Annotated in this window: 22 protein-coding genes and 1 tRNA gene; 8 read left to right on the top strand and 15 right to left on the bottom strand. The window is 71.1% G+C overall.

The window, feature by feature from the left end; genetic code table 11:
* Positions 1-24 precede the first annotated feature (24 nt).
* The gene (locus ACFWA9_RS18715; RefSeq protein ID WP_380388334.1) at positions 25-345 is read right to left on the bottom strand and encodes a DMT family transporter; all 321 of its coding nucleotides are present in this window, start codon (positions 343-345) and stop codon (positions 25-27) included.
* A gap of 62 nt (positions 346-407) precedes the next feature.
* On the bottom strand, positions 408-818 hold the full coding sequence (locus ACFWA9_RS18710) for a DMT family transporter (RefSeq protein ID WP_380388332.1): 411 nt from the start codon (positions 816-818) through the stop codon (positions 408-410).
* 127 nt (positions 819-945) lie between these two features.
* Between ACFWA9_RS18710 and ACFWA9_RS18705 the strand changes: the two genes are divergently transcribed.
* The gene (locus tag ACFWA9_RS18705; RefSeq protein WP_380388330.1) at positions 946-1413 is read left to right on the top strand and encodes a MarR family winged helix-turn-helix transcriptional regulator; all 468 of its coding nucleotides are present in this window, start codon (positions 946-948) and stop codon (positions 1411-1413) included.
* 202 nt (positions 1414-1615) lie between these two features.
* Positions 1616-1945 carry a divalent-cation tolerance protein CutA gene (cutA, locus tag ACFWA9_RS18700; RefSeq protein ID WP_380388328.1) on the top strand — a complete coding sequence of 110 codons (330 nt, stop codon included), beginning with the start codon at positions 1616-1618 and terminating at the stop codon, positions 1943-1945.
* 70 nt (positions 1946-2015) lie between these two features.
* Here the strand turns inward: cutA and metG are convergent, their stop codons facing one another.
* From metG to ACFWA9_RS18670, 6 genes are all read right to left on the bottom strand, one after another.
* Positions 2016-3746 (bottom strand): methionine--tRNA ligase, encoded by a 1731-nt coding sequence (gene metG / locus ACFWA9_RS18695; RefSeq protein WP_380388326.1) that lies wholly within the window; start codon positions 3744-3746, stop codon positions 2016-2018.
* 211 nt (positions 3747-3957) lie between these two features.
* Positions 3958-5115: a damage-control phosphatase ARMT1 family protein gene (locus ACFWA9_RS18690; protein WP_380388324.1), complete on the bottom strand. Its 1158-nt coding sequence runs from the start codon at positions 5113-5115 to the stop codon at positions 3958-3960.
* A gap of 184 nt (positions 5116-5299) precedes the next feature.
* Positions 5300-5494, bottom strand: a complete 195-nt coding sequence (locus ACFWA9_RS18685) for a DUF397 domain-containing protein (RefSeq protein WP_352291210.1) — start codon at positions 5492-5494, stop codon at positions 5300-5302.
* A 6-nt stretch (positions 5495-5500) separates the two neighbouring features.
* Positions 5501-5635 carry a hypothetical protein gene (locus ACFWA9_RS18680; RefSeq protein ID WP_380388322.1) on the bottom strand — a complete coding sequence of 45 codons (135 nt, stop codon included), beginning with the start codon at positions 5633-5635 and terminating at the stop codon, positions 5501-5503.
* Positions 5636-5712: 77 nt separating this feature from the next.
* Entirely contained in the window at positions 5713-5913 is a 201-nt protein-coding gene (locus tag ACFWA9_RS18675) for a DUF397 domain-containing protein (protein WP_380388321.1), read from the bottom strand.
* 4 nt (positions 5914-5917) lie between these two features.
* Entirely contained in the window at positions 5918-6763 is an 846-nt protein-coding gene (locus tag ACFWA9_RS18670) for a DUF5753 domain-containing protein (protein WP_380388319.1), read from the bottom strand.
* Between the two features lie 340 nt (positions 6764-7103).
* Here ACFWA9_RS18670 and ACFWA9_RS18665 point away from each other — a divergent pair, with 340 nt between their 5' ends.
* Positions 7104-7520, top strand: a complete 417-nt coding sequence (locus tag ACFWA9_RS18665; RefSeq protein ID WP_380388317.1) for an ATP-binding protein — start codon at positions 7104-7106, stop codon at positions 7518-7520.
* Between the two features lie 76 nt (positions 7521-7596).
* Here the strand turns inward: ACFWA9_RS18665 and ACFWA9_RS18660 are convergent, their stop codons facing one another.
* Both ACFWA9_RS18660 and ACFWA9_RS18655 read right to left on the bottom strand, forming a co-directional pair.
* Positions 7597-8199, bottom strand: a complete 603-nt coding sequence (locus ACFWA9_RS18660) for a GNAT family N-acetyltransferase (protein WP_380388316.1) — start codon at positions 8197-8199, stop codon at positions 7597-7599.
* A gap of 133 nt (positions 8200-8332) precedes the next feature.
* Positions 8333-9616, bottom strand: coding sequence for an adenylosuccinate synthase (locus ACFWA9_RS18655; RefSeq protein WP_352291206.1), 1284 nt, complete (start codon positions 9614-9616; stop codon positions 8333-8335).
* Positions 9617-9742: 126 nt separating this feature from the next.
* Here ACFWA9_RS18655 and ACFWA9_RS18650 point away from each other — a divergent pair, with 126 nt between their 5' ends.
* The 3 genes from ACFWA9_RS18650 (at position 9743) to purM (ending at position 13719) form a co-directional block, all read left to right on the top strand.
* Positions 9743-10591, top strand: coding sequence for a diacylglycerol kinase (locus tag ACFWA9_RS18650; RefSeq protein ID WP_380388314.1), 849 nt, complete (start codon positions 9743-9745; stop codon positions 10589-10591).
* Positions 10592-10971: 380 nt separating this feature from the next.
* A complete protein-coding gene (purF, locus tag ACFWA9_RS18645) occupies positions 10972-12555 on the top strand; it encodes an amidophosphoribosyltransferase (RefSeq protein WP_329489013.1) in 1584 nt (527 codons plus the stop codon).
* Between the two features lie 78 nt (positions 12556-12633).
* Positions 12634-13719, top strand: a complete 1086-nt coding sequence (purM, locus tag ACFWA9_RS18640; RefSeq protein ID WP_380388312.1) for a phosphoribosylformylglycinamidine cyclo-ligase — start codon at positions 12634-12636, stop codon at positions 13717-13719.
* Positions 13720-13887: 168 nt separating this feature from the next.
* Here purM and ACFWA9_RS18635 read toward each other — a convergent pair whose 3' ends face one another.
* Both ACFWA9_RS18635 and ACFWA9_RS18630 read right to left on the bottom strand, forming a co-directional pair.
* On the bottom strand, positions 13888-14145 hold the full coding sequence (locus tag ACFWA9_RS18635; protein ID WP_329489015.1) for a DUF3073 domain-containing protein: 258 nt from the start codon (positions 14143-14145) through the stop codon (positions 13888-13890).
* Positions 14146-14618: 473 nt separating this feature from the next.
* A complete protein-coding gene (locus ACFWA9_RS18630; protein WP_380388310.1) occupies positions 14619-15782 on the bottom strand; it encodes a Glu/Leu/Phe/Val dehydrogenase dimerization domain-containing protein in 1164 nt (387 codons plus the stop codon).
* A gap of 207 nt (positions 15783-15989) precedes the next feature.
* On the opposite strand from ACFWA9_RS18630, the gene ACFWA9_RS18625 reads away from it, so the two are divergent.
* Both ACFWA9_RS18625 and bldC read left to right on the top strand, forming a co-directional pair.
* Positions 15990-16979, top strand: coding sequence for a hypothetical protein (locus ACFWA9_RS18625; RefSeq protein ID WP_380388308.1), 990 nt, complete (start codon positions 15990-15992; stop codon positions 16977-16979).
* A gap of 603 nt (positions 16980-17582) precedes the next feature.
* The gene (gene bldC, locus ACFWA9_RS18620; protein WP_014137253.1) at positions 17583-17789 is read left to right on the top strand and encodes a developmental transcriptional regulator BldC; all 207 of its coding nucleotides are present in this window, start codon (positions 17583-17585) and stop codon (positions 17787-17789) included.
* 359 nt (positions 17790-18148) lie between these two features.
* On the opposite strand, the gene ACFWA9_RS18615 is transcribed toward bldC, so the two are convergent.
* The 3 genes from ACFWA9_RS18615 to ACFWA9_RS18605 all read right to left on the bottom strand — a co-directional run bounded on the left by ACFWA9_RS18615 (position 18149) and on the right by ACFWA9_RS18605 (position 23476).
* Positions 18149-18222: transfer RNA gene (locus ACFWA9_RS18615), tRNA-Asp, on the bottom strand.
* A 106-nt stretch (positions 18223-18328) separates the two neighbouring features.
* A complete protein-coding gene (gene hrpA, locus ACFWA9_RS18610) occupies positions 18329-22330 on the bottom strand; it encodes an ATP-dependent RNA helicase HrpA (RefSeq protein ID WP_380388307.1) in 4002 nt (1333 codons plus the stop codon).
* Between the two features lie 186 nt (positions 22331-22516).
* Positions 22517-23476 carry a LysR family transcriptional regulator gene (locus ACFWA9_RS18605; protein WP_380388305.1) on the bottom strand — a complete coding sequence of 320 codons (960 nt, stop codon included), beginning with the start codon at positions 23474-23476 and terminating at the stop codon, positions 22517-22519.
* Positions 23477-23583: the final 107 nt, after the last annotated feature.

Raw genomic sequence — 23583 nt, 5'->3', positions numbered from 1 at the left:
CGCGGACGGCGCGCCCGCCGGCGGTCAGAGGCCGGAGGCCAGCTTCAGGGTGACGGCACCGGCGATGATCGCGGCGAAGGACAGCAGCTTGGGGAGCGTGATCCGCTCCTTGTAGAGCACGGCACCGAGGACGACCGCGCCGACCGAGCCGAGCCCGGTCCAGATGGTGTAGCCGACGCTGACGTCCAGCGTCCTGAGCGCCAGGCTGAGCGTGAAGATGCCGCCCGCGGCGGCGACCAGGGTGAGGACGGACGGCCAGAGCTTGGTGAAGCCGTGGGTGGCGTTGGTGCCGAGGGCGAAGACGATCTCGAAGACGACGGCGATCGCGAGGAAGATCCAGGCCATGACGGTGGGCTCCTTGGGTGGTGGGGCGGCGGAGGAGGGCGGGGTGGGCCGGCTGCGCGGGATCAGGCGGTGGCCGGCTGCTCCGCCTTCCCGGCCGGCCGGTCGCTGCCCCCGGCCGGCCGCTCGGCGCTCCCCGCCGGCTGCTCCGCGCCGCCGGGGCGGTCGGAGAGCTTGAGGCCGAGCACCCCGCCGATGATCAGGACGAAGGCCGCCGCCTTTCCGGGGTTCATCGACTCGTGGAAGATCACCGAGCCGAGGACGACGGTGCCGACCGAGCCGATCCCGGTCCACACCGTGTAGCCGACCCCGACGTCCAGGGTCTTCAGGGCGAGGCTGAGGAAGAAGATCCCGCCCGCCGCCGCCCCGGCGGTCAGCAGGGACGGGCCCAGCGCGGTGAAGCCGTGGGTGGCGTTGGTCGCGAGGGCGAAGACGACCTCGAAGAGCGAGGCGATCAGCAGGTAGATCCAGGCCATGGGAGAACCCCCCGGGTTCGTCGCGGGTAAGTGATTGCATGTATGTGCAAATTAATGTCGACTGGGCAAGAGCATGCATGTACAAGTAACCTGTGTCAATCCGCCCCGCCTGTGCCAGGAGCAGCCCATGGACCCGGAACCCAGCCCCACCAGCGGCGACCCGGACGCCGGGCCGTCGGATTCCCGGATGTGGAGCCGGCTCACCGCCCTCCACGCCCATGTCGAGGGCCGGCTTGCCACCGCGCTCCAGCGCCGGCACGGGCTCGGCCTGTCCGAGTACCGCGCCCTCGGCTTCCTCTCCGAGGCCCCCAAGGGCGAGCTGCGCATGCAGGACCTCGCCGCCGTCCTCGGCCTCAACCAGAGTTCGGTCACCCGACTGGTCGCCCGCCTGCACAACGCGGACTTCACCTACCGGGACCTCTGTCCGGACGACAGGCGCGGCGTCTACACGGTGATCACCGCCGCCGGCCGCGCCCGTCACCAGGAGGCCCGCGCCACCTACGAGGAGACCCTCGGCGCCGCTCTGGACGAGGAGGCCGCCGCCGCCCCCGACCTCGCCCCGCTCCTCGGCACGGCCCGCCGCTCCCTCGGCTGAGCGCACCACCCGGCCGCTCCCGCACCTTCACCCCACCCGCCCCCCCGCGCACAGGAAGTCGATCCGGCCGACTTCCTGCGCGGTCCGGTGCCGAATGCCGGCGGTACGGTGCCGAATGCCGGCGGTACGGTGCCGAACGCCGGCGGTGCGGTGCCGAACGCTGCGTACGACGGTGCCGAACGCCGGGCGGTACGGTCGCCGCATGGCAGCTTCGAACCCCGATGTCGTCGTGGTCACCACCACCCACGACGACGAGTCCAAGGCCCGCGCCCTGGCCGCCGCCGCGGTGCGCGAGCGGCTGGCCGCGTGCGCGCAGCTCTACCCGGTCCGGTCGGTCTACCGCTGGGACGGCGAGGTGCGGGAGAGCGCCGAGTGGCGCGTCGACCTCAAGACCCGCGCCGGGCTCACCGCCCGGCTCACCGCGTTCATCACCGAGCACCACGACTACGACACCCCCGAGGTCGTCGCCGTCCCGGTGGTCTCCGGCAGCGGCGGCTACCTCGCCTGGGTGACCGCCGAAACGGGCCCCTGACCGGCCGTCCTCACAGGAGCGGCCCCCGTCGCCGACCGGCGACGGGGGCCACCACTCCTACGGTGTGCCGCTACTCACCGCCGCCGAAGCGGGCGGTCCAGGCGGCCAGGTCCTCGTCGGTGATCTTGGCGAACAGCACCGGCGGCACGGTGAACGCGGTGCCCGCCGGCACGAAGTCCAGCGCGCGCGCCTCCTCGGCGCTCACCCACGCCCGGGTGCGGGCCGGGGCGTCGTCCGCGAGCGCGAACGCCTCGCGCATGGCCTGCGCCGCCGCCGGGATGAACGGCTCGGAGACGACGGCGTAGAGGTGGATCAGGTTCATCGCCGTCCGCAGGGTCAGCGCGGCGGCCTCCGGGTCGGTCTTCACCTGGAGCCAGGGCGCCTTCTCGTCCAGGTAGGCGTTGCCGGCGCTCCACAGCGTGCGCAGGCTCTGCGCGGCCTTGCGGAAGTTCAGCGCCTCCAGCTGGGTCTCGTACTCGGCCAGCAGGTCGGCGATCTGCGCGCCCAGCCGCTGCTCCGCCTCGCCCGCCGCGTGCCCGGCCGGGACGTCGTCGCCGAACCGCTTGCGGCTGAAGGAGAGCACGCGGTTCACGAAGTTGCCGAGGGTGTCGGCGAGGTCCTTGTTGACGACCGAGGAGAAGAGGTCCCAGGTGAAGCTGGAGTCGTCCGACTCGGGGGCGTGCGCCATCAGGAAGTAGCGCCAGTAGTCGGCCGGCAGCAGCTCCAGCGCGACGTCGGTGAAGATGCCCCGCTTCTGGCTGGTCGAGAACTTGCCGCCGTAGTACGTCAGCCAGTTGAAGGCCTTGACGTAGTCGACCTTCTTCCACGGCTTGCGCGAGCCGAGCAGGGTGGCCGGGAACATCACCGTGTGGAACGGGACGTTGTCCTTGGCCATGAACTCCGTGTACCGGACGGTGTCGTCGGCCTCGTACCACCAGGACTTCCAGTCCCGGGTCTCGCCGCCGGCCGCCGAGTCCGCCCACTCCTTGGTCGCGCCGATGTACTCGATCGGGGCGTCGAACCAGACGTAGAAGACCTTGCCCGCGGCCGCCAGCTCCGGCCACACGTCGGCCGGCACCGGGACGCCCCACTCCAGGTCACGGGTGATGGCGCGGTCCTGCAGCCCCTCGGTCAGCCACTTGCGGGCGATCGAGGACGCCAGGACGGGCCACTGGTCGCCGTGCGCGTCGACCCACTCCTCGACCTGGTCGGTCAGCTTCGACTGGAGCAGGAAGAGGTGCTTCGTCTCGCGCACCTCCAGGTCCGCGCTGCCGCTGATCGCCGAGCGCGGCTCCAGCAGGTCCGTCGGGTCGAGCACCCGGGTGCAGTTCTCGCACTGGTCGCCGCGCGCCTTGTCGTAGCCGCAGTGCGGGCAGGTGCCGACGATGTACCGGTCCGGCAGGAACCGCCCGTCGGTGACCGAGTACACCTGGCGGATCGCCCGCTCCTCGATGAACCCGTTGGCGTGCAGCTCACGGGCGATCTCCTGGGTGATCTCCCGGTTCTGCCGCGAGGAGCTGCGCCCGAAGTGGTCGAACGACAGCCGGAACCCGTCGTAGACGGCCTTCTGCTGGTCGTGCGCCTGCGCGCAGAACTCGGCGACCGGCAGCCCGGCCTCCTGCGCGGCCAGCTCGGCCGGCGTCCCGTGCTCGTCGGTGGCGCAGATGTACAGCACCTCGTGCCCGCGCTGGCGCAGGTACCGGGAGTAGACGTCCGCCGGGAGCATGGACCCGACCATGTTGCCCAGGTGCTTGATCCCGTTGATGTACGGAAGGGCGCTGGTGATCAGGTGCCGAGCCATCCTCGGATGCTCCAATTTCTCCCGCACGCACCCCAGCCCGGAGTGCCGTGACAGGCGCAGGGTCTGGGGGCCGCAACGGAGGCCGCGCCGCAGTCGGCCGGGCTCCGGGCTGCCACACAGAGCGAAGGTCCACTGTGGGCGTGCGCAGTGTATCGAAGCCCGGGCGGCCTCCTCCCGCCCTTTTCACCGCTCGGACGGCGCGCGGCCGCCGTCAGCCCGCGGCCGCCCGGCGGTGCACCTGGACGACCGCGTGCCGGCCGGTGGTGCGCCACGGAGCGCCGGTGGCCTCCAGCCGGGCGAGGACGGCGGGTTCGACGCCGACGACCACGTCCGACTTGAGCGTCCGCAGCGCCGCGACGGAGGACGGGAAGTGCGCCACCGCCGCCGCGAACGGGGTGGTCGGCGGCCAGAGCCGGTCGCCCACCAGGCGGCGGTAGTTGAGGTCGCCCTTGAAGACCGTCAGGGCCGCCCCGGCGAACTCCGCCCGGAGCCCGGCGGGCAGGTCGTGGAAGGTCAGCGGCGCGCAGAAGAACGCGTCGGCGCGGACGGTGAGTTCACCCGTGCCGAGGGCCCGCCACAGCCGGCGGCCGATCGCCGCCGCCCGGGGCGTGGAGGCTGCCCGCAGGCGCTCGACGGTGGCGAGCAGATCGGCCGGGGTCGCGTCCGACACGAAGTACGGCCGGGGCTTCACATACAGCGCCACCTCGGCGGCCAGGCCGTCGTCGAGCAGGTGGTCGATCAGCACCAGGTCCGGCAGCAGCTCCCGGCCGGCGTTGTCCGCGACGACGCAGACCCGGCCGCCGCGGGTCCGCTCCAGCTCGGTCCGGAACAGTGCGCTGTCGTCGGCGACCAGCTCGGCGACGGGGCCGTCGTCGGCCGCCGTGAGCCCGAAGCTCAGGTCCGCGCGGTTGCCCCACAGGGCCGACGTCACCAGGGCGCGCGCCCGCTGCCGGGGCGGCAGTTCGCCCAGCGGCTCCAGTGCGGCCAGCTCGTCGTCCACCGCCGGGCCCGCCAGTTCGGCGGCCTTGAACGGGCCGAACGGGTCGATGCCCTGCCAGGCCCCGGGGCGGAAGTAGCCGGTGGCGTCGAGCAGGCGGTGGTAGAACCAGTTCTCCGCCCACAGGAACGGCGCCTCGCCCCACGGCCGGCCCCAGAGCCCCTCGCCCCACGCCAGCCACCGCTCCCGGTCGTGGACGTCCGCGCCCGGCGGCGTCAGGACGCCCGTGGTGCTCTCCACCAGCAGCCGCTCCGCCGCCGCCCGCTCGGCCGGCCCGTACGGCAGCGCGTCGAGGACCTGTCCCAGGAGCTTCGGATGCCGCTCGTGGAACACGCCCCAGGGGAACGAGCCGGGGACGTCACTGCGGATCACGGGCGCACTGGTCGGCACGGACGGCTCGTCTCTGTCGTTCGGTCACCACCCCCCGCTCCGGGGCAGCACTCCCAGTATCCGGCCCGACCCCGCCCACCGCCGTCCCGAAAGACCCGGCCTGTACGCAGGGTTCTGTCCCCCTCCGGGCCCTCGCACCCTGCGAGGGCCCGGATGAACGATTCGTCTAGGCGTGGCCGAAGTGGTCGAACTCCCCGCGCTTGACGCCTTCGAGCCAGAGGGCGAACTTCTTCGGCGTGGTGACGACGATCGCGCCCGGGGCATCGGACTCGCGGATCTCGATCATTCCGTCCCCGGTGATCCGGACCTCGACGCACTGATTGCTGTTCCCGCTTGCCGATGACTTCTGCCAGTCGCTCATGGCTCGCTAACCTTCCAGGTCCGTCGCTATGCGATGGATGAAGTCGATGGAGTCATCGGGACTGAGCGCGATGGCCTCGGACTCGGCGATGATGGCACCGGCCGAGCGGTCGCAGAGACGGAGCCGGACGTCGTCGATCACATTGAGGCGGCTTCCTGACCGGTCCAACCCCGCCGGCGGCCCCTCGCACCCTGCGAGGGGCCGCCGGAACGATTCGTCTAGGCGTGGCCGAAGTGGTCGAACTCGCCGCGCTTGACGCCTTCGAGCCAGAGGGCGAACTTCCTGGGCGTGGTGACGACGATCGAGCCCGGGTCGTCGGACTCGCGGATCTCGATCAGGCCTTCGCTGTTTGTGGAGACCTCTACGGAGTTCCCTCCGTCCTGGGAGCTGCTGGTCGACTTCTGCCAGTGCTGAGGCATGCCTCTACCTTTCCAATTCCAGACCGTGCTTGATGTGTTGGATGACGCCCCAGGAGTCCCGTCCTGACTGTGGCCGGGATGAGGTAGTCGGGTCGCCCGGCGGGAGGGCAAGCCTGGAGAGGGCATCGAACCTGCTGCGGAACTGGGCCACGGCCTCGGGTAGGTCATTGAATGCAGACTCGCCCGGGGCATCGATCACGACGGTGGAGAGAGCGGGAGAGGCCGGTTCGGTGATGAGGAACGGGCCGCTGTACGGCAGCGTCGCCCTGACGCTGAACGGGAAGATCTGGATGGTGACGTTCGGACGCTCGGCCGCTTCGAGCAAGTGGGCGAGCTGGTCTCGCATGACATCGCGTCCGGCAAAGGCCATCAGCAGCGCCGCCTCATGGATGACGAAGCGGAACGAGGCGGGCCCGTCGAGAGCCTGCTGCCGGTCGCGGCGGAAGCACACGGTGTCGTTGATCTCCTCGTCGGAGAGCGATGTCTCGCTGTTCTCGAACAGCTCGCGCATGTACTGCTCGGTCTGCAGCAGTCCAGGCACCAGGAATGTCTCGTAGTTGAGATACGCCGATGTTGCCCAGTGCTCCAGCTCGGCGAGGTCCAGCGCGAAGGAGGGGACCTTGCGCCGGTGCCGGCTCCACCAGCCCTTGCCGTCACTCGAACCCATTGCGGCCAGCGTGAGCAGGTACTCCTCATTCGTGCAGCCATAGAGCGTTGCGAGCAGGCGCATCCTGTCCTCGTCGAGGCCGGTGCGTGCCGCTTCGATGTGGTTCAGCTGTGGGCCGCGCATCCCAACGTGTGCCGCGGCCGCCTGCACCGCGATGTCGGCGTCCAGGCGAAGGCGGCGCACCTCTGCGCCGTACCGACGCTGGCGCTCGCTGATGTGCGCTCGTAGAGCCAAAGTTCGTCCCTTCCCGTGGCATCGGCAGTGTCGCGTGCAAGGGCCGCACGACGCCACTCGTTGGGGAGGATCAATCCAGGATCACCCTTACGAGTGGTTGCACTAATGAGGGGGTGAGCCTACCTTGAGTAGCGAATCACTTACTGATGGTTCATCAAGAACCCGAAGTGCACCCCCGATGGGCATGCAGGCCGCCGACGCCTGCCCTCGTCTCATCGTCGGTGGGGGCAGGCCACGGGTGGAAGGCCCTTCATCAACACCCTCACCTCAACTGGACTGGAGACAGTCGATGTTGCTCCCGCTCCTTCGCCCGGTCGACTCCGACCCGGCTGTCGACTTCAGGCTGGACCTCTTCCCGCCGGCTCTCCCCGAAACCGTCGGAGCGCTCCGCCGCCTCCTCCGCGACACCCTCCGCAGTCTCGGTCTCGACTCGGACGCCCCCTGCCTCATCCTCTCCGAGCTGGTCACCAATGCCCTGGTCCACGGCGAGGGCCCGCCGACCGTGGTGCTCGAACTCCGGTGCGGGAGGCTGTGGATCGCCGTCTCGGACGCCGGTACCGCCCCCATCCTGCGCCCTCGCCCGGACGACTCGCGTACCAGTGGGCGGGGGCTTGATCTGGTGGGCGTGCTTGCCGATGAGTGGGGTGTGAAACTCATCGGGACGTACGGCAGAGCGGTGTGGGCCGCGGTGGCGGTCGGGGGCTGATGGGCGCGTTCCTGCTCGCCGGGCTGCTGGTGTCGGTGCTCTTCGTCGGCGTCGTCGCGCAGCTCATCGCGCACCGTCAGCCGCGTGAAAGGCGCTCCACCAGGCGGGACTTGGCCGCCGGCCACTCGTCCGCCAGCATCGAGAAGTAGGCGCTGTCGCGCCAGACCCCGGTGGCGCGGAGCTTTTCGCGCCGGTGGATGCCCTCGAACGACGCGCCGAGGCGCAGGATCGCGTTGCGGGAGCGGTCGTTGAGCGCGTCCGTCTTCCAGAACACCCGGCCCATGCCCAAGTCCTCGAAGGCGTGGACGAGCATCAGCAGCTTGGCCTCGGTGTTGACGGCCGTGCGCCAGACCGAGCGCGCGTACCAGGTGCCGCCGATCTCGACGAGCTCGTTGTCCGCGCTGAAGTCGTAGTACCCGGTGATGCCGACCGCGCGGCCGCTCGCGAGGTCGATCACGGCGAACTTCACGGCGTTCCCGGCCGCCACCTCCGCCAGCCGGACGTCGAGGATCGCGCCCAGCTCCTCCTCCGTCGCCGGGGCGCCGAACGGGATCCAGCGCCAGACGTCCGGGTCGGGGCCGACGGAGGCCCACAGCTCGGACGCGTGGTCCCGGCTCAGCGGCTCCAGTCGGACGTGGCGGCCGGTCAGGGTGACGGGGGCAGGCAGCTTCGCAGTCATGATCCGAACGTAACGGTGCTCTGCACTAGATGCAAGAGGTTATTGCACTAGTGCAGAGGTCCCGAGGCAAGGAGAAGGCCCTGCGGGACGCAGCGTCCCGCAGGGCCTCTCGCTCGCTCCTGGTGGTCCGGACTCAGATGAACGAGTTGATCTCGATCGTCTCGGTCCGGCCCGGGCCGACGCCGATGGCGGAGATCTGCGCGCCCGACATCTCCTCCAGCGCCTTCACGTAGGCCTGCGCGTTCTTCGGCAGGTCGGCGAAGGTCTGGGCCTTGCTGATGTCCTCGGTCCAGCCCGGCAGCGTCTCGTAGATCGGCTTGGCGTGGTGGAAGTCGGACTGGTTGTACGGGAGCTCCTCGACGCGCTTGCCGTCGATCTCGTACGCGACGCAGACCGGGATCTGCTCCCAGCCGGTCAGCACGTCCAGCTTGGTGAGGAAGAAGTCGGTCAGGCCGTTGACCCGGGTCGCGTAGCGCGCGATCACGGCGTCGAACCAGCCGCAGCGCCGGTCGCGGCCGGTGGTCACACCGCGCTCGCCGCCGATCCGGCGCAGCGCCTCGCCGTCGGCGTCCAGCAGCTCGGTCGGGAACGGGCCCGACCCGACGCGGGTGGTGTACGCCTTCAGGATGCCGATGACCCGGTCGATCTTGGTCGGGCCGATGCCGGCGCCGGTGCAGGCACCGCCGGCGGTCGGGTTCGACGAGGTCACGAAGGGGTACGTGCCGTGGTCGACGTCGAGCAGGGTGCCCTGGCCGCCCTCCAGCAGGACGACCTTGTTGGCCTTCAGCGCTTCGTCGAGCACCAGGGTGGTGTCGGCCAGGAACGGCTTGATCTTGTCCGCGTAGCCGAGGTACTCCTCCAGGACCAGCTCGGCCGGGATGGCGCGGCGGTTGTAGAGCTTCACCAGCAGCTGGTTCTTGTCGTGCAGCGCGGCTTCGATCTTCTGCTGCAGGATCGACTCGTCGAAGAGGTCCTGGACCCGGATGCCGACGCGGTTGATCTTGTCCGCGTAGGTCGGGCCGATGCCGCGGCCGGTGGTGCCGATCCGGCGCTTGCCCAGGAAGCGCTCGGTGACCTTGTCCAGGGTGCGGTGGTACGGCGTGATCAGGTGGGCGTTGCCCGAGATCAGCAGCTTGGAGGTGTCGATGCCGCGCTCGTTCAGCCCGCTGAGCTCGGAGAGCAGCACGCCCGGGTCGATGACGACGCCGTTGCCGATCACCGGCGTCACATTCGGGCTGAGGATGCCGGAAGGCAGCAGGTGCAGGGCATACTTCTGGTCGCCGATGACCACCGTGTGACCGGCGTTGTTGCCGCCCTGGTAGCGAACGACGTAGTCGACGGAGCCGCCGAGGAGGTCGGTCGCCTTCCCCTTGCCCTCGTCCCCCCACTGAGCGCCAACGAGCACGAGTGCCGGCACAGGCGTACACCCCTTCCGGTTGGGGCATCCTGCGAAGGCCGCAGTCTGCCCCGAGATAGACGAAGCCCCTGGCGCAATAGCGCAAGGGGCTCTTGCACCGAGAGATTACCTGAGGAAGGACCGGTCGTGTCGTCCCTGTCCACGCCCGCAACCGGCGGCCCCGAACCGCTCCTCCTGCTCCTCGACCCGGCGGCCCGGCAGACCGACGGCGAGTCGGTGCGGATCGCGAGGGACGTCCTGTGCGGAGGGACGGACGCCAAGGTGGCCTACCCGGAGAGCCCTTCCGAACTCGACCGGGTGCTTTCGCACCGGGGCCGCCGCCGACCGGTGGTGATCGGCTCCGACCTGGCGATGCAACGGGTGCTCCAGGCCCTCTACCGCCAGCGTGAGCTGGGTGCGGACCCGGTCGGCATGGTCCCGGTGGGCCGGTCCGACGAGCTGGTGGCGGCCCGCGCGCTCGGTGTGCCGGGCGAGCCGGTGCCGGCCGCGCGGGCGGTGCTCGGCGGCGTGCCGCGCAAGCTGGACCTACTGGTGGACGACGGCGGCGGAGTGGCGCTCGGCAAGGTGCGGATCTCCGGCAGCGGAGCGGGCCGGATAGCGGGCCGTACGGGTGGCTGGCGTTCGCTATGGGCGAAACTGGCTGCGGCCGAGCAGGGGACCTCACTCACGGTCGAGGCCGGCCGGGGCGAGCACAGCGCGCTGCTCCGGGTCGAGGCGGACGGCCGGCTGCTGGCCGACCTCGACCAGCCGGTCCGGGTGGTCGAGGTGACCCTGCCGGGCGGGGAGGCGATCGGCGGCGTGATGGAGATCGTGGTCCGCACGCCCGGCGCACTGGTGCGCGCCCGGGCGGCGACCCTCGCGGTGACGGGGCGCGGGTTCGGCTACGAGGCGGACGGCCAGCCGGTGGGCCCGGTCCGGGACCGGACCTGGACGGTGCACCCGGGCGCCTGGGGGCTCCTGCTCCCGAGCGGCTGAGGCCGGGGGAGCCCGGGGGAGCCTGGGGGAGGCCAGGGGAGGGCCGGACCGAGGACTGAACCGAGGACTGAACCGAGGCCCGAAGGGGTCGAAGCGGAGGGCCGAAGACGGCCCCGCGAAGCCCGGCGGCCCCGCCCGGCCCCGCCGGGCCCCTGGGTGAGCAGGCTCACGTTGCCCGCCGTTAACCTCCGGGCCGTCCGCGGGCGGAAAGGCGCCAACGGGCGCGACCCACAAGGCCAAGCGCCCCTCGACCGAATTCCACGCCCTGGAAATCCGCCCCCGGTAAGGGGTTTTGTCTACGCGCGTTGCCGAGCGATCGCCCAAGAATCCGCGCCGCCCTGGTTCCGGAAGCCTGTGCCAACTGCCCTAGACTCGAAGGCGTGCCACGTGGTGACGGAAGACTCAACCACGATCTTCTTCCCGGCGAGAAAGGCCCCCAGGACGCTTGCGGCGTCTTCGGTGTCTGGGCTCCCGGCGAGGAGGTCGCCAAGCTCACGTTCTTCGGCCTTTACGCCCTGCAGCACCGCGGTCAGGAATCCGCGGGCATCGCAGTGAGCAACGGCTCCCAGATTCTCGTCTTCAAGGACATGGGACTCGTCTCCCAGGTCTTCGACGAGGCCTCCCTGGGGTCGTTGCACGGGCATATCGCCGTCGGACACGCCCGCTACTCGACCACCGGTTCCTCGGTCTGGGAGAACGCCCAGCCGACCTTCCGCGCGACCGTTCACGGTTCGCTGGCCCTCGGGCACAACGGAAACCTGGTGAACACCGCCGAACTGGCGGCCATGGTCGCCGAACTGCCCGGTGAGGAGCACGTCTCCCGCTCGGGCCGGTCCGCCGCGACCAACGACACCGACCTGGTGACCGCCCTCCTCGCGGGCCACCCGGACCTCTCCATCGAGGAGACGGCCAAGCTCGTCCTGCCCAAGGTCAAGGGCGCGTTCTCGCTCGTCTTCATGGACGAGCACACGCTCTACGCCGCCCGCGACCCGCAGGGCATCCGCCCGCTGGTGCTCGGCCGGCTGGAGCGCGGCTGGGTGGTCGCCTCCGAGACGGCGGCGCTGGACATCTGCGGCGCCTCCTTCATCCGCGAGGTCGAGCCCGGCGAACTCATCGCCATCGACGAGAACGGCATGCGGACCTCCCGCTTCGCCGAGGCCAAGCCCAAGGGCTGCGTCTTCGAGTACGTCTACCTGGCCCGCCCCGACACCTCCATCGCCGGCCGCAACGTGCACCTCTCCCGCGTGGAGATGGGTCGCAGGCTGGCCGCCGAGGCGCCCGTCGAGGCCGACCTGGTGATAGCGACCCCGGAGTCCGGCACCCCGGCCGCCATCGGCTACGCCGAGGCCAGCGGGATCCCGTACGGCTCGGGCCTGGTGAAGAACGCCTACGTGGGCCGCACCTTCATCCAGCCCAGCCAGACCATCCGCCAGCTCGGCATCCGGCTGAAGCTCAACCCGCTGCGCGAGGTCATCCAGGGCAAGCGCCTGGTGGTCGTGGACGACTCGATCGTCCGCGGCAACACCCAGCGCGCGCTGGTGAAGATGCTCCGCGAGGCCGGCGCGGCCGAGGTCCACATCCGGATCTCCTCGCCGCCGGTCAAGTGGCCCTGCTTCTTCGGCATCGACTTCGCCACCCGCGCGGAGCTGATCGCCAACGGCATGACCATCGAGGAGATCGGCCGCACGCTCGGTGCGGACTCGCTCTCCTACATCTCGATCGACGGCATGATCGAGGCCACCAAGCAGCCGAAGGACCGGCTCTGCCGGGCCTGCTTCGACGGCGAGTACCCGATGGAGCTGCCCGACCCGGCGCTGCTCGGGAAGCTCCTGCTGGAGGCCGAGATCAAGGGCGGCCAGCAGCCGCCCGCGGTCCGCGGCAAGCCGACCAGCGGCAGCGACCTGGACGGCGTCCAGTCCCTGCTCGGCGGAGCGGGCGCGGCCGACGCCCTGCGCCGCCCGTAACGACCTGACGGTGGGGTCCCGGAACCCGGGGCCCCACCGCTGTTCCAACCCCCACTGACCCGAAAGGGCCGCACCGCAGTGACCACGAACCAGAACGGCGCCACCTACGCCGCCGCCGGCGTCGACATCGAGGCGGGCGACCGCGCCGTCGAGCTCATGAAGCAGTGGGTGAAGAAGGCCAGCCGCCCCGAGGTGGTCGGCGGCATCGGCGGTTTCGCCGGGCTCTTCGACGCGTCCGCCTTCAAGCGCTACGAGCGGCCGCTGCTGGCCTCGGCCACCGACGGGGTGGGGACGAAGGTCGCCATCGCCGCCGCCATGGACAAGCACGACACCATCGGCCACGACCTGGTCGGCATGGTCGTGGACGACCTGGTGGTCTGCGGCGCCGAGCCGCTGTTCATGACCGACTACATCTGCGTCGGCAAGGTCGTGCCGGAGCGGGTCGCCGCGATCGTCAAGGGCATCGCGGAGGGCTGCGCGCTGGCCGGCTGCGCCCTGGTCGGCGGCGAGACCGCCGAGCACCCGGGCCTGCTCGGCCCGGACGAGTACGACGTGGCGGGCGCCGGCACCGGTGTGGTCGAGGCGGACGCCCTGCTGGGCGCCGACCGCGTCCGCGCGGGCGACGTGGTGATCGCGATGGCCGCCTCCGGCCTGCACTCCAACGGCTACTCGCTGGTGCGCCACGTGCTGCTGAACGAGGCCGGCTGGAAGCTGGACCGCAAGGTCGAGGAGTTCGGCCGCACGCTCGGCGAGGAGCTGCTGGAGCCGACCCGGATCTACTCGCTGGACTGCCTGGCGCTCACCCGGGCCACCGAGGTGCACGCCTTCTCGCACGTGACCGGCGGCGGCCTGGCGGCCAACCTGGCACGGGTGATCCCGGACGGCCTGCACGCCCGCCTGGACCGCGGTACCTGGACGCCGCTGCCGGTGTTCCAGACCGTCGCCGAGGTCGGCAAGGTGGCCACCCTGGAGATCGAGAAGACCCTGAACATGGGCGTCGGCATGGTCGCGGTCGTCCCGCCGCACTCGGTGGACGTCGTGCTGTCGATCCTGGAGGACCGCGGCGTCGAGTCCTGGCTGCTCGGTGACATCGTCGAGCGCTCCGGCGAGCACGACGGCGGCGCGGCGCTCTACAACGCCTACGAGGCCTTCACCGCGGGCTGAGCGGCACGACGAAGGGCCCCTCCGGCGTGGAGACCGCGGGAGGGGCCCTTCGCGTGTCCGGGGAGCCGTGACGGGACCGGCGGGGCCGGAGCGGAGCGCCCGCACTCAGGGGACGCCGAAAACCGGCCCGGCGCTCTGGGCGCTCGGGCCGGTCAGGCCAGACTGTGACTACGCGCGGCGGCGGGCCTGCGAAGGCCCGGTCCCCGACGTGCTGTCATCGTCCTCGTCGTCGTCGGCGTACCGAGCCGCGTATTCCGCGTAGGGGTCGTCGTCCTCTTCTTCCTCGATCGGCTCAGGCTCGATCGAGGCGGTAGAGGGCGATACGCCCAGCTCGTTGGACAGACGATTGGCGTCGAACCCGCCGCTGTTGTACTTCAGCTCGCGGGCGACCTTCGTCTGCTTGGCCTTGGCCCGGCCGCGCCCCATGGGTCGACCCCCTCAACGATGGGGCTCACGGCCCCGAGTCTGACACGTGTTCATGATCAAGAGCGGCCTGCCCGAATGGGGAGAACCGTCCCTTGGAGCATTAACGGTACCTGTTTCTGCCGCTGGACGGTACGTCGTCGGTGTGACGTGGCGCGCACCGGCCGCACCCGAGACCAGGTCTTCCCAGGTCACGGGAGGTTTTGCGGCAGTTTGCGCGCGGTCCGGAGGTAGCTGAGGTCCGTCGTTCCGGGATCGATTATCCCCCCAAGGGGGGTGGTGGATCACCCGATCGGGCGCAGAAGTGAGAATCCGGTTCCACATCGTGATGCGCGCGGGACGAGTCGGCCCGGGCCCCCGCGGCGGGGCCGGGAGGGCCCTCGGGGCCCCGCGGCGGGCCGGAGACGGAGGAGCCGCCCCCCGGGCGCGTCACGGAGTCCGCGACGCGCCGGGGAGCGGCTCCGGCCGCTCGGGGGTCAGCCCCGGCGGGCACCCGGCAGCAGCACCGAGCGGAGCGCGCTGATCTCGCGCATCCGCTTCTCGGCGAGCCGGTCGGCGGCGACGGCCGGCGGCACGCCGTCGGCGGCGGCCCGGGTGAAGATCTCCAGGGTGGTGTCGAAGATCCGGGTGGCCTTGTTCTTGGCCCGGTCGAAGTTGAAGCCCTCGATCTCGTCGGCGACCTGGATCACGCCACCGGAGTTCACCAGGTAGTCCGGGGCGTAGAGGATGCCGCGGTCGGCCAGGTCCTTCTCGACGCCGGGGTGGGCGAGCTGGTTGTTGGCCGCGCCGCACACGACGGAGGTGCCGAACTCGCCGAGGGTGCCCACGGTGTCGTCGGTGAGGGCGCCGCCGAGGGCGCAGGGGGCGTAGACGTCCAGCTTGCTCTGGAGCAGGGCGGCGCTGTCGGCCACCACCTCGACCTCCGGGTGGGCGGCGCGCACGCGGTTCACGGCGGCCTCGGAGACGTCGGTGATGACGACGGTGGCGCCGTCCGCGACCAGGTGGCCGACCAGGTAGTGGCCGACCTTGCCGACGCCGGCCACACCGACCCGCTTGCCGCGCAGGGTGGGCTGGCCCCAGCGGGCCTGGGCGCTGGCGCGCATGCCCTGGAAGACGCCGAAGGCGGTCAGGATGGAGGAGTCGCCGGCGCCGCCGTTCTCGGGCGAGCGGCCGGTGACGAACCCGGTCTCGCGGGCGATGACGTCCATGTCCTGCACGTAGGTGCCGACGTCGCAGGCGGTGATGTAGCGCCCGCGCAGGGACTCGACGAAGCGGCCGTAGGCCCGCAGCATCGCCTCGTTCTTGTCCTTGTTCGGGTCGCCGATGATGACGGCCTTGCCGCCGCCGAGGTCGAGCCCGGCCAGCGCGTTCTTGTACGACATGCCGCGCGAGAGGTTCAGCGCGTCCTCCAGGGCCGCTTCCTCCGAGGCGTACGGGAAGAAGCGGGTGCCGCCGAGGGCCGGGCCCAGGGCGGTGGAGTGGATGGCGATGATGGCCTTGAGGCCGGAGCTGCGGTCGTGGCAGAGGACGACCTGCTCGTGGCCGTCGCCGGGAGCGGCGCCGTCCTGTTCGGTACGGAAGATCCTGCTGAGCACTCCGGGTGCGGGGTACGCGGCGGATGCGGTCTGTACGTCGGTCACTGTGGTGACTCCAGTATCCGAGGCCCGCTGCTGTGGTGCGGGCGCCTAAGGCGAAGCGTAGTCGCGCGGTCGTCCTCGATCTGCCCTCTTGTACGAGCTTGCGCGGGTTGTCCGCGTACTGAGACGGGGGCGTGCGGAGTGCGTTCCCGAACGGCTCCCGGCCGAAGGCCTCCCGGGCGGGGGCCGGTGCGTGCGACGATGCAGAACGTGACCGTCGTGCGCACCTCCGTACTGCCGCCCTACGCCGCCCACCTGCGGGTCTACGAGCCGCTGGCCGCCTACCCGGAGCCCGAGCGCGCGCGCTGGCAGGCCTATGCCGCGGCGCACGGGCCGGATGCCGCGGAGGCCGGCCGTCCGGTCGCGGTGGCGGCGCTGGAGGAGCAGCGGGCGGCACTGGCGGAGCTGGTCGGCCGCACCCCCCGCGCCCTGCCGGAGCGGGAGAGCGAGCGGGCCTTCGTGCGGTCGGTGGACGGGGTGCTGTACGTCTGCCCCTGGGCGACCCGGCTGCGCACCTGGCAGGCGCTGGACGAACTGCGGGCGGCGGCGCCGGTGGCGCTGCTGGACACCGCGCTGCCGCCGGCCACCCGGGCGGCCGCCGAGGCGGACCGGGAGCGCTGGCGGGCCGAGCACCCGGACGCCCGGCCGTGGATCGTGACCAGCCGGTGGGAGGTGCCGGTGCGCTGGTTCCTGCCGTTCGGGGAGGAGGACCGCTGCTTCGTGCCGGCGGGGGGCCCGGGCGGGACGGGCGATCAGGAGCCGGCCGGGGGCGCGGCGGAGCCCGGTGGCGCGGCGGGGCGGCCGGGTGCGGCCTCGGCGGGCGGCGCCGGGTTCGACCGCGGGGAGAAGGGGGAGCAGGCGGCGCTGTTCTACCTGACGCCGATGGCGCAGGCGCGCCGTCGGGTGGCCCGGGCCTACCGGGCGCTGCGCGAGGCCGTGCCGGAGGGGGACCTGGTGCGCGGGGCGGAGCTGGTGGGGCGGTGGCTGGAGGAGTTCCACCCGCGTTCCCTGGTGGAGCTGGACTACGGGGGGCTGGTGCACCTGCTGGGGCCGGAGCAGTTGCTGGCGGACCGTTCGGCGGGGGAGCTGGAGGACGGGCTGCGGGCGCTGCGGGCCGGCGAGGCGGCGGAGGCGCTGCGGGTGTACGAGGAACTGACGGTGCGCTGGCGGCGGGTCCTGGCACTGCGGTACGCGAACTGAGTCAGCGGGTAGGGGAGGGGGGTCGGTCCGGCCCGGGGGAGGCGTCGGAGGGCCGCGGGGAGGGGTGCGAGGTGCCGCGGGGGCCCGGTCGACGGGGCGTCAGTGCTGGCGGGGCGGGGTGTCGGTGGTACTTGTAAGACTGGAACAGTCCTACGGCCCGAGCCGTATGACCAAGGTCCTGGTTCGGGTCAATAGCTATCGAACGTGACACTACTCACCGTTGACGCGAACTTACCCCTATGTGCAAAAATGGGACAACCAGCCCAACTTCACATGAGCGTGCCCACTTTTGGGTGGTTCTGGAACCGATGCGTACCTTGCGAGGAAACAGCGGGTCTGGTCTCATCGTAACCGGATGTCACTATAAGGTGACTGCCCGTTATGGGGTGGTCCATCGCCATCCGTCAGCCTTGAACCCGTGAGGGGTCAATTTTGGCGGTTTGGTCGATAGGGCTGGACGGATGGTGTAGTTGTAGACACCAGGACAAGCCGTTCGTCCTATAACCGACTCGGCCCGTCTATGCCATTTCGGGCATCGCGGGCCAAGGTGCAGAATTTGAAGGATAGAACCGCCCTGGTTCGGTTCTCCCGAGGAGGCCGCTCATGACCGCTCGTACCCCTGATGCTGAACCCCTGCTGACGCCGGCAGAGGTCGCCACCATGTTCCGCGTGGACCCGAAGACGGTTACCCGCTGGGCCAAGGCAGGCAAGCTCACGTCCATTCGCACGCTTGGCGGGCACCGTCGTTACCGCGAGGCGGAGGTGCGCGCCCTGCTGGCCGGTATTCCCGCCCAGCGAACCGAGGCCTGATAGGCCGAAGGCTCTTTCAAAGGGGCTGCTTACCGGACTCCGCCGGGTCCGGTAAGCAGCCCCTTTGCATGCTCGCGGGAGCTCCCGGAGATCGTGCCGGGCGGCCGGAATGTTGAACTCCGGATAACGATTTGAGGCCCCTGGGGCGGGGGGGATATACAGTTCATAGCTGTGCAATTTTACATATTAAATCGGCACCCCTGGGGAAGGGGCGCCATGTGTCCGGTCTCGGGAAAAGATAAGTGACGACGATCACGCGGGTCGTTGCTTGTGGTCTAGACCTAGTCCGGGGTAGGGATCCCTCCCGGGGCAAACGCGAGAGGCCCGGAACCAAACGGTTCCGGGCCTCTCGGGTACGGCGATCCTGACGGGACTTGAACCCGCGACCTCCACCTTGACAGGGTGGCGAGCTAACCAACTGCTCCACAGGACCAGAGTGTTCTGATCTTGTTCACTCGCTTTGCTGCGCTGCGAACAAGACAGACTGTAGCCCATGGTGGGCCCCCAGGTCGAACTGGCTCCTGAGGGCCCCTCCCAGCTCAGAGCGTGGCCCTGGCCGCCTCCATCGCCTTGGAGATCCGCTTCTCCGAGACCGGGGTCGGCGTACCCAGTGACTGGGCGAAGAAGCTGACCCGCAGCTCCTCGATCATCCAGCGGATCGCCAGCACCGCCGGGGACGGCTGCTGCCCGGCCGGCACGGCCGCCAGCAGCTCCCCGTACTCCTGCTGCACCTGCTGCACCTTCAGCAGCTGCTGGGCGTCCCGCTGCGGGTGGTTGGGCAGCGCCTCCAGCCGGCGGTCCACCGCCAGCAGGTAGCGCTTGAGGTCCGGCAGCCGCTGCCAGCCGGCCTCGGTGACGAACCCGGGGTGCACCAGCGAGGCCAGGTGCAGCCGGATGTCGTTGACCGCCGTCAGCAGCACCGGGCTGCTCACCGCCTTCAGCCGGGTCGAGGCCCGGTGGAAGGCGATCAGCGCGGTGGCCGTCTTCAGCGTGGTGTCCGCCGACAGTTCGTAGAGGTCGGTGCGGACCTTCTCGTGCAGCTTGCCGAAGGCGGCCTCGTCCCAGGCCGGTCCGCCGGCCGAGGTCATCAGCCGGTCGGTGGCGCAGGCCACCACGTCCTCGAACAGGGCCGGGATCGAGCCGTGCGGGTTGTACGACAGGGCGAGCTTCGCCTGGTTGCCCAGCCGGCCCTGGATCGACTTGGCGGGCGAGTTGGTGGTCAGCATCAGCAGCCGCCGGGTGCCCTCCCACATCGCCTGGGCCTGCGCCTGCGGGGTGTCGAAGAGCTTGATCCCGACCGTGTCCCGCTCGTCCACCAGGGCCGGGTAGGCGCGCAGCGAATGGCCGCGCGAGCGCTGCTCGAAGGTGCGCTGGAGCACCGGCAGCGAGGCCGGCCAGGCGGTCAGCCCGGACTGCTCGATGCCCTGGCCCGAGGCGGCCGAGGAGAGGGTCTCCTTGAGCTTGGGCTTCAGCTGCAGCCGGAGGTCCTCCAGGTCCTTGGACTCGGCGAGCTTCTTGCGGCCGTCGACCACCCGGAAGGTGACCTTGAGGTGGTCCGGCACCCGCTCGTCGTCCCAGGCCTCCGGCGGGACGGTGATCGCCGTCATCCGCTTCAGGACGTGCTCCAGGGTGGGCAGCAGGGGCTCCTGGCGGTCCTTCACCTGGCGCAGGGCCGCCTTGGCGTAGTCCGGGGCCGGGACGAAGTTGCGGCGGATCGCCTTCGGCAGCGCCCGGATGTAGGCGGTGACCAGCTCCTCGCGCAGGCCGGGGATCTGCCAGTCGAAGCCCTCGGCGGTGACCTGGTTGAGCACCGGGAGCGGGATGTGGACGGTCACGCCGTCGGCGTCGCTGCCCGGCTCGAACTGGTAGGTCAGCTTGAAGCGGAGCTTGCCCTGCTGCCAGTAGTCCGGGTAGTCCGCCTCGGTGACGCCGTCCGCCGAGTCGTTGATCAGCATCGACTTCTCGAAGCTGAGCAGGTCCGGCTGGTCGTGCCGGGTCTTCTTCCACCAGGAGTCGAAGTGCCGGGTGGAGACGATGTCCTCGGGCAGCCGGCTGTCGTAGAAGTCGAACAGGGTCTGGTCGTCGACCATGATGTCCCGGCGGCGGGCCCGGTTCTCCAGCTCCTCGACCTCGCTGAGCAGCTTGCGGTTCTCGGCGAAGAAGCGGTGGTGGGTCTCCCAGTCGCCCTCGACCAGCGCGTTGCGGATGAACAGCTCGCGGCAGAGCTCCGCGTCGATCCGGCCGTAGTTGACCTTGCGCTGGGCGACGATCGGCATCCCGTAGAGGGTCACCTTCTCGTAGGCCAGCACCGCGCCGGCCTTCTTCTCCCAGTGCGGCTCGCTGTAGCTGCGCTTGATCAGGTGGCCGGCCAGCGGCTCCACCCACTCGGGCTCGATCTTCGCGTTGATCCGCGCCCAGAGCCGGGACGTCTCGACCAGCTCGGCGGACATCACCCAGCGCGGCGGCTTCTTGAACAGGCCGGAGCCGGGGAAGACCGCGAACCGGGCGCCGCGGGCGCCGCCGTACTCGCGCTTCTCGACGTCGTAGAGGCCGAGGTGCGAGAGCAGGCCGGCCAGCAGCGACTGGTGGATCCGGTCGGCGTCCGGTTCGGCGTCGGGATGGGGCTCCTCGATGGTGACGCCGAGCTGTTTGGCGACCGTGCGGAGCTGCGAGTAGATGTCCTGCCACTCCCGTATCCGCAGGTAGTTGAGGAACTCGGCCTTGCACATCCGGCGGAAGGCCGAGGAGGAGAGCTCCTTCTGCTGCTCCCGCACGTAGCGCCACATGGCGAGGTAGGAGAGGAAGTCGGAGGTCTCGGACTGGAAGCGGCGGTGCCGGTCGTCGGCGGCCTGGCGCTTCTCGGTGGGGCGTTCGCGCGGGTCCTGGATGGAGAGCGCGGCGGCGATCACCATGACGTCGCGGACACAGCCGTTCTTGTCGGCCTCCAGGACCATCCGGGCCATCCGCGGGTCCACCGGGAGCTGGGCCAGCTGGCGGCCGAGCGGGGTGAGGCGCTTGCGGACGTCCTTCTCGTCGGGGTCCAGGGCGCCGAGTTCGTGGAGGAGGTTGACGCCGTCCTTGATGTTGCGGGAGTCCGGCGGGTCCAGGAACGGGAAGGCGGCGATGTCGCCGAGGCCGGCGGCGGTCATCTGGAGGATGACCGAGGCCAGGTTGGTGCGCAGGATCTCGGCGTCGGTGAACTCGGGGCGGGAGAGGAAGTCCTCCTCCGAGTACAGCCGGATGCAGATGCCGTCCGAGGTACGGCCGCAGCGGCCCTTGCGCTGGTTGGCGCTGGCCTGGCTGATCGCCTCGATCGGCAGCCGCTGCACCTTGGTGCGGTGGCTGTAGCGGGAGATGCGCGCGGTGCCCGGGTCGATCACGTACTTGATGCCCGGGACGGTGAGGCTGGTCTCGGCGACGTTGGTCGCCAGGACGATCCGGCGGGAGCTGGAGCGCTGGAAGACCTTGTGCTGCTCCGCCGAACTCAGCCGGGCGTAGAGCGGGAGGACCTCGGTGAACTTCAGCTTCAGCTTGTTGAGGGCGTCGGCGGTGTCGCGGATCTCGCGCTCGCCGGAGAGGAAGACCAGGATGTCGCCGGGGCCCTCGGCCTGGAGCTCCTCGGCGGCCTCGCAGATCGCCTGGATCTGGTCGCGGTCCCGGTCGGCGTCGCTGGGGCCGTGGTCGCCGTCCGCGTCGTCGGCGTCCTCGACGATCGGCCGGTAGCGGACCTCGACCGGGTAGGTGCGGCCGGAGACCTCGACGATCGGGGCGTCGCCGAAGTGGTGGGCGAAGCGCTCGGGGTCGATGGTCGCCGAGGTGATGACGACCTTGAGGTCGGGCCGGCGGGGCAGCAGCTGCTTGATGTAGCCGAGGATGAAGTCGATGTTGAGGCTGCGCTCGTGCGCCTCGTCGATGATCAGGGTGTCGTACTGGCGCAGCTCACGGTCGGTCTGGATCTCGGCGAGCAGGATGCCGTCGGTCATCAGCTTGACCAGGGTGTCCGGGCCGACCTGGTCGGTGAACCGGACCTTCCAGCCGACCGCCTCGCCGAGCGGCGTGCGCATCTCCTCCGCGACGCGCTCGGCCACCGTCCGGGCGGCGATCCGGCGGGGCTGGGTGTGCCCGACCAGGCCGCGGACCCCGCGGCCCAGCTCCAGACAGATCTTCGGGATCTGGGTGGTCTTGCCGGAGCCGGTCTCACCCGCCACGATCACCACCTGGTGGTCGCGGATGGCGGCGAGGATCTCGTCCTTCTTCTGGCTGACCGGCAGCTCGGCGGGATAGGTGATCTCGGGGACGGCGGCCCGGCGCTGCGCGACCAGCAGCTCGGCGCGCTCGACGTCGCGGGCGATCTCGGCGGCGACCTTCTGCCGGGCCTCGGGCTTGCGGACCCGCCGGGCGCCCTCCAGCCGCCGCCCGATCCGCACCTGGTCGCGCAGGGTCAGTTCGGGCAGACGGGCGGCCAGCTCGCCGATACCGGGGCCGCCGCCCTCCGTGGACGCGTCGGCGGACTGGACTGCGGGAGAACTCACTGCGGGCATCCCTCTAGGTTCGCAAGGAGATGCGGCGGCGCGCACCTCGGTTTTCGAGCCCCTCCAGTGTCACAGCCGCCACGGCCTCCGGGCGAACCCCGCCCCCGGGGCGGCGCCCGGGGAACCGCGGCGGACCGGGGCGACGGTCGGGGCTCCGGGCGCCGGGGGCGCCGAGGACGGGCCGCCCGGAGGCCGTCAGCCGTCCAGGGCCGCCTCGTCCGGGCCGGGCAGCCAGTCACGGGCCGGGTCGTACTCCAGCCAGCGGCTGCGCCGGGCCGCCTCGGTGAACGCCCCGAGCAGCGGGTCCAGCCGGGCCGCCGGCTCGTCGCCGTCGCGCCAGAGCAGCGACCAGGCGTAGAGCGGGGTGGGGTCGACCAGCGGGACGGTCCGGATGCCGGGGCGGCCGGGGCCGGGCAGCGGGCAGTCGGCGGGGAGCAGCGAGAAGCAGGACGGGTCGGTGCGGATCCGGTCGGCGAAGCTCTCCAGGCCCAGATTGGTCGAGCCGGCCCGCTCCGCGATGCCGAAGCGGTCCGCGAACCGGGTCAGGAAGTCCAGCCGGTCCACCGCCGCCGGGTAGCGCAGCACGTCGGAGCGCAGGTCCTCCGGGCGCAGCACGTCGCGGCCGGCCAGCGGGTGGTCGGTGCTCAGCAGCGCGTCCACCGGCTCCAGCCGGACCAGCCGGTGCGCCAGCCCCGCGTCCCGGCCGTCGGGCAGCGGGTGCACCCGGCCGAAGCCCGCGTCCGACTCGCCGCGCAGCAGGGCCGCCGCCACCGAGGGGAGGTCCCGCCCCGGAACGGGCTCCACCTCCAGCCCGGGCACCCCGTCGACGGCCCGGGCGACCGTCCGCATCGGCGCGTACAGGTGCCCCCAGACGTCGACGCGCAGCGGGCGCCGGGTACGGGCCACCGCCGCCACGGCGCGGTCGCCCTGGGCGAGCAGCCGCCGGGCGGGCTCCAGGAACCGGTGCCCGGCCCCGGTGAGCACGACGCCGCGCGGGTCGCGGTCGAGCAGCCGGGCGCCGAGCGCCGCCTCCAGCCGGGCGATCCGCTTGGACAGGGCCTGCTGGCTGATCGCCAGCCGGGCGGCGGCGCGGCCGAAGTGCAGTTCCTCGGCCGCCGTGGTGAAGGCGCGGACCTGGGAGAGATCGAGATCCATGGCCGCCCACCCTAGGGCCTCCAGGCCCGCCCACGGCCTGCCGCCGTCCGGAGGGCCCCGACAACGGTCGGTTGTCGGGGCCGCCGAGCGGTTGTTGGACCGGCTCC

Origin of the sequence: Kitasatospora sp. NPDC059973, assembly GCF_042737525.1 — a bacterium.
Lineage (GTDB): Bacteria > Actinomycetota > Actinomycetes > Streptomycetales > Streptomycetaceae > Kitasatospora.
The sequence above is the reverse complement of the archived record's forward strand: the minus strand, read 5'-3'. Positions and strand labels throughout refer to the sequence as shown.

Excerpts from the sequence above, each read along its gene's own strand:
- ACFWA9_RS18715 (WP_380388334.1), bottom strand. The coding sequence starts at position 345 with ATGGCCTGGATCTTCCTCGCGATCGCCGTCGTCTTCGAGATCGTCTTC.
- ACFWA9_RS18710 (WP_380388332.1), bottom strand. The coding sequence starts at position 818 with ATGGCCTGGATCTACCTGCTGATCGCCTCGCTCTTCGAGGTCGTCTTC.
- ACFWA9_RS18705 (WP_380388330.1), top strand. The coding sequence starts at position 946 with ATGGACCCGGAACCCAGCCCCACCAGCGGCGACCCGGACGCCGGGCCG.
- cutA (WP_380388328.1), top strand. The coding sequence starts at position 1,616 with ATGGCAGCTTCGAACCCCGATGTCGTCGTGGTCACCACCACCCACGAC.
- metG (WP_380388326.1), bottom strand. The coding sequence starts at position 3,746 with ATGGCTCGGCACCTGATCACCAGCGCCCTTCCGTACATCAACGGGATC.
- ACFWA9_RS18685 (WP_352291210.1), bottom strand. The coding sequence starts at position 5,494 with ATGAGCGACTGGCAGAAGTCATCGGCAAGCGGGAACAGCAATCAGTGC.
- ACFWA9_RS18675 (WP_380388321.1), bottom strand. The coding sequence starts at position 5,913 with ATGCCTCAGCACTGGCAGAAGTCGACCAGCAGCTCCCAGGACGGAGGG.
- ACFWA9_RS18665 (WP_380388317.1), top strand. The coding sequence starts at position 7,104 with ATGTTGCTCCCGCTCCTTCGCCCGGTCGACTCCGACCCGGCTGTCGAC.
- ACFWA9_RS18660 (WP_380388316.1), bottom strand. The coding sequence starts at position 8,199 with ATGACTGCGAAGCTGCCTGCCCCCGTCACCCTGACCGGCCGCCACGTC.
- ACFWA9_RS18635 (WP_329489015.1), bottom strand. The coding sequence starts at position 14,145 with ATGGGGCGCGGCCGGGCCAAGGCCAAGCAGACGAAGGTCGCCCGCGAG.
- bldC (WP_014137253.1), top strand. The coding sequence starts at position 17,583 with ATGACCGCTCGTACCCCTGATGCTGAACCCCTGCTGACGCCGGCAGAG.
- hrpA (WP_380388307.1), bottom strand. The coding sequence starts at position 22,330 with ATGCCCGCAGTGAGTTCTCCCGCAGTCCAGTCCGCCGACGCGTCCACG.
- ACFWA9_RS18605 (WP_380388305.1), bottom strand. The coding sequence starts at position 23,476 with ATGGATCTCGATCTCTCCCAGGTCCGCGCCTTCACCACGGCGGCCGAG.